Source organism: Myxococcus llanfairpwllgwyngyllgogerychwyrndrobwllllantysiliogogogochensis, assembly GCF_006636215.1.
GTDB classification, from domain to species: Bacteria; Myxococcota; Myxococcia; order Myxococcales; family Myxococcaceae; genus Myxococcus; species Myxococcus llanfairpwllgwyngyllgogerychwyrndrobwllllantysiliogogogochensis.
Genome location: NZ_VIFM01000454.1, coordinates 1 through 4,516 on the forward strand (window position 1 = coordinate 1; position 4,516 = coordinate 4,516).

Below are 4,516 nucleotides of genomic sequence, written 5' to 3' on the forward strand. Positions count from 1 at the left end.
CTGAAGGGTGAGGGTGACCTGGAAGAGCGGTGAGCGGCTCAGGTCACGCTGAGGCTGGAGTTCTTCGACAAGCTTCTCGAAGGGGACGTCCTGGTGCTCGTAGGCGGCCAGAGTGGACGTGCGCACCTGGGAGAGCAACTGACGGAAGGACTGCTTCGAGTCGAGTCGGGAGTGGAGGACGAGGGTGTTGACGAAGAAGCCGATGAGGCCCTCGGTCTCGGAGCGATTGCGATTCGCGATGGGAGAGCCGACGGAGATGTCGTCCTGGCCCGAGTAGCGGGAGAGCAGAAGCTGGAAGGAAGCCAGCAGCACCATGAAGGGCGTGGCGCCTTCACGCTGAGCGATGGCCTTCACGGCCTGGGTCAACTCACGCGACAACCCGATGGGGAACATCGCACCGCGATAGGACTGAGCGGCGGGGCGAGGCCTGTCAGTGGGCAGCTCCAGGGACGAGGAGGCACCGGCAAGCTGGGTGCGCCACCAGGCGATTTCGGAAGAGAGGACGTCGCCCTGGAGCCACTGGCGCTGCCAGACGGAGAAGTCGGCGTACTGGATGGGCAGCGGAGAAAGTTGGGCAGGCTCGCCTCCAGCGAACTGGCGGTAGAAGGCGGCCAACTCGCGGACCATGACGGAGATGGACCAACCGTCGGAAGCGATGTGGTGGACGGTGACGAGCAGTTGGTGCTCGGACGCATCCATGCGGAGGAGAGAAGTGCGGACGACAGGGCCTTGGGCCAGGTCGAAGGGACGCACGGCTTCGGCCGCCGCCAGCCGCTGTGCCTCGGCGTCGCGCTGCTGCTGGGGCAGGGCGGAGAGGTCGATGAGAGGCATCTCCAGCACGAAGTCGTGCTGGACGAGCTGAACGGGCTGACCCTGGTGAATGGCGAAGTGGGTGCGCAGGGCCTCGTGACGCTGAATCAGCGCGTTGAGGGACTGGAGCAGCGCATGCGAGTCAAGCGAGCCAGAGAGCTTGAGCGCCCAGGGGATGTTGTAGGTGGAAGCGCCGGGCTGGAGCTGGTCGAGGAACCAGAGGCGCTGCTGGGCGAAGGAGAGAGGCAGGGGCTGGGCCCGGTCGACAGGGAGGAGGGCCGGCTGGCGAGACGAGGAGCCGTGGAGCAAGTCGAGCCGCTCGGAGAGGAGAGCGACGGTGGGAGAAGAGAAGAGCTCACCGAGGGGCAGCTCGACGTCGAAGGTGGAGCGGATGCGAGAGACGACTTGAGTGGCGAGGAGGGAGTGGCCGCCCAACTCGAAGAAGTCGCCGTGGATGCTGACGCGCTCCAGGCCGAGGACGTCGGAGAAGATGGAGGCGAGGCGGGACTGGGTGAGGGTGGAGGAAGGGGCGAAGTCGTCGCCGGAGGCGTCAGCTGCGGCGAAGTCGGGAGGAGGAAGAGCCTTCCTGTCGAGCTTCCCGTTGGCGGAGAGGGGGAAGGACGGGAGGGAGACGAGAGCAGCCGGCACCATGTACTCGGGCAGGCGCTGGGAGAGGAATGAGCGGAGCGCGGACGTGTCGATGTCCTGCTCGTTCGAGGTGAAGTAGGCGACGAGACGCTTGTCACCGGGGACGTCCTCGCGAGCGAGGACGACGGCTTCCTGGATGCCGGAGAAGAGACGGAGGGCAGCCTCGACTTCGCCTAGCTCAATGCGGAAGCCACGGACCTTCACCTGGAAGTCGGAGCGGCCGAGGAACTCGAGAGTGCCGTCGGCGAGCCAGCGGACGCGGTCCCCGGTGCGGTAGAGGCGAGCACCAGGAGTGCTGCTGAAGGGATGCGGGACGAAGCGCTCGGCGGTGAGGTCAGCGCGGTTGAGGTAACCCCAAGCAAGGCCGTCACCCCCGACGAAGAGCTCTCCAGGGACGCCCGGAGGCAGGGGCTGGAAGGAGGCGTCGAGGACGAAGGCGGAGGAGTTGGAGAGAGGAGCGCCGATGGGGACGGAGCGGGAGAAGGAGTCGCCGTGGCGCAGCGAGTGAGTGGCGGAGAAGGTGGTGTTCTCGGTAGGGCCGTAGCCATTGACGAGGACGTGGCCCGGGGGCAGCCGAGCGAGGTGCTCGCGGACGCGAGAAGGCGGCAGGACGTCACCACCGGCGAGGACCTGGCGGACACCAGCCAGCGCGACGGGCTGAGTCGCCACCATCTGCTCGAAGAGAGCAGCGGTGAGCCAGAGGGAGGTAATGCCCTCGCGGACAAGCAGAGAGCCCAACTCCTCGAGCGACAGGGCATGAGGAGGAGCGAGGACGAGCTTGGAGCCGTGGAGGAGAGCGCCCCAGATTTCGAGGGTGGAGGCGTCGAAGGCGACGGGGGCTGCGTGGAGCCAGACGTCGGAAGCGGCGAAGGAGATGAAGGAAGAAGAGACGAGGCGGGTGACGCCTCGGTGAGGGACGCAGACACCCTTGGGCTCACCGGTAGAGCCGGAGGTGAACATGACGTAGGCGAGGTCATCCCCTGTCACGACACCCGTGAGAGGTGAAGATGGCTGGCGAGCGATGTGAGAAGCCTCCTCATCGATGACGAGGAGGACGGCGCCGCAGGCAGGCAGGTCATCGACGACGTCGGAGTGAGAGAGGACGACGCCGGCTGAGGACTCGCGGAGGACGAAGGCGAGGCGGTCGGAAGGCCAGGCCTTGTCGAGGGGGACGTAGGAGGCGCCGGCCTTGAGGATGGCGAGGAGGGAGACGATGAGGTCGGCGGAGCGGTCGAGACGGACGGCGACGCGCGAGCCGGGAAGAACGTCGAGAGTGCGCAGGTAATGGGCGAGCTGATTGGAGCGCGAGTCGAGCTGGGCGTAGGAGACAGACTCCTCACCCGACACAACGGCGACAGCATCAGGCGTGCGCGCGGCCTGGTGAGCGAAGAGCTCCTGAATGCTTGCGTTGCGAGGGTAGCTCGTCGTGGTGCCGTTCCAACCCGCGAGGACTTGCTGCTTCTCTGCCACCGTGAGCAGAGGAATCAGACCGAGCTGTGCATCAGGCGAAACGGTCAGCGCCTCAATCAGCACCGAGTAGTGACGCGAGAGGCGCTCCATGGTCGCCGCGTCGAAGAGGTCGGTGTTGTAGTTGAAGCCGCCGACGAAGCCGTTGATGCCTTCTTCGAGAAAGAGGCTGAAGTCGAACTTCGCCGTCTCGATGCTGGGAGCCAGCCCGCTGAGGGTGAGACCCGGGAGCTCGAGTTCCTCTTCAGGAGCGTTCTGAAGGGTGAGGGTGACCTGGAAGAGCGGTGAGCGACTCAGGTCACGCTGAGGCTGAAGCTCCTCGACGAGCTTCTCGAAGGGGACGTCCTGGTGCTCGTAGGCGGCGAGGGTGGACGTGCGCACCTGGGAGAGCAACTGACGGAAGGACTGCTTCGAGTCGAGTCGGGAGTGGAGGACGAGGGTGTTGACGAAGAATCCGATGAGGCCCTCGGTCTCGGAGCGATTGCGATTCGCGATGGGAGAGCCGACGGAGATGTCGTCCTGGCCCGAGTAGCGGGAGAGCAGAAGCTGGAAGGAAGCCAGCAGCACCATGAAGGGCGTGGCGCCTTCACGCTGAGCGAGGGCCTTCACGGCCTGGGTCAACTCACGAGACAACCCGATGGGGAACACCGCACCGCGATAGGACTGAACGGCGGGGCGAGGCCTGTCAGTGGGCAGCTCCAGGGACGAGGAGGCACCGGCAAGCTGGGTGCGCCACCAGGCGATTTCGGAAGAGAGGACGTCGCCCTGGAGCCACTGGCGCTGCCAGACGGAGAAGTCGGCGTACTGGATGGGCAGCGGAGAAAGCTGGGCAGGCTCGCCCCCAGCGAACTGACGGTAGAAGGCGGCGAGTTCACGGACGATGACGCCGATGGACCAGCCGTCGGAGACGATGTGGTGATTGGTGATGAGGAGGAGGAACTCGTCATTGGTGAGGCGCACGAGAGTGGCGTGCACCAAGGGGCCACGAGACAGGTCGAAGGAGTGAAGAGCCTCCTCGCGCATGATCCGCTGGGCTTCGGAATCGCGAGCAGAGGAGTCCAGGGCGCGCAGGTCGACGACGGGCAGCGCTATGCGGACGTCGGGCAGGATGCGCTGGACGGGCTGGCCCTCATGAATGGCGAAGTGGGTGCGCAGGGCCTCGTGACGCTGAATCAGCGCGTTGAGGGACTGGAGCAGTGCGTCCGCGTTGAGGTTGCCTGTGAGCTTGAGCGCCCAGGGGATGTTGTAGGTGGGAGCGCCGGGCTGGAGCTGGTCGAGGAACCAGAGGCGCTGCTGGGCGAAGGAGAGAGGCAGCGGCTGGGCCCGGTCGACAGGGACGAGGGCCGGCTGGCGAGACGAGGAGCCGTGGAGCAAGTCGAGCCGCTCGGAGAGGAGCGCGACGGTGGGAGAAGAGAAGAGCTCACCGAGAGGCAACTCGACGTCGAAGGTGGAGCGGATGCGAGAGACGACTTGAGTGGCGAGGAGAGAGTGGCCGCCCAACTCGAAGAAGTCGCCGTGGATGCTGACGCGCTCCAGGCCGAGGACGTCGGAGAAGATGGAGGCGAGGCGGGACTGGGTGAGGGTGGAGGGA

At 65.9% G+C, this 4,516-nt stretch carries 1 protein-coding gene; it reads right to left on the minus strand.

Features of this window, described 5'->3' with window-relative positions; genetic code table 11:
* On the minus strand, positions 1 to 4,516 hold a 4,516-nt coding region (locus FJV41_RS48110; RefSeq protein WP_141649349.1), incomplete at both ends, for a non-ribosomal peptide synthetase.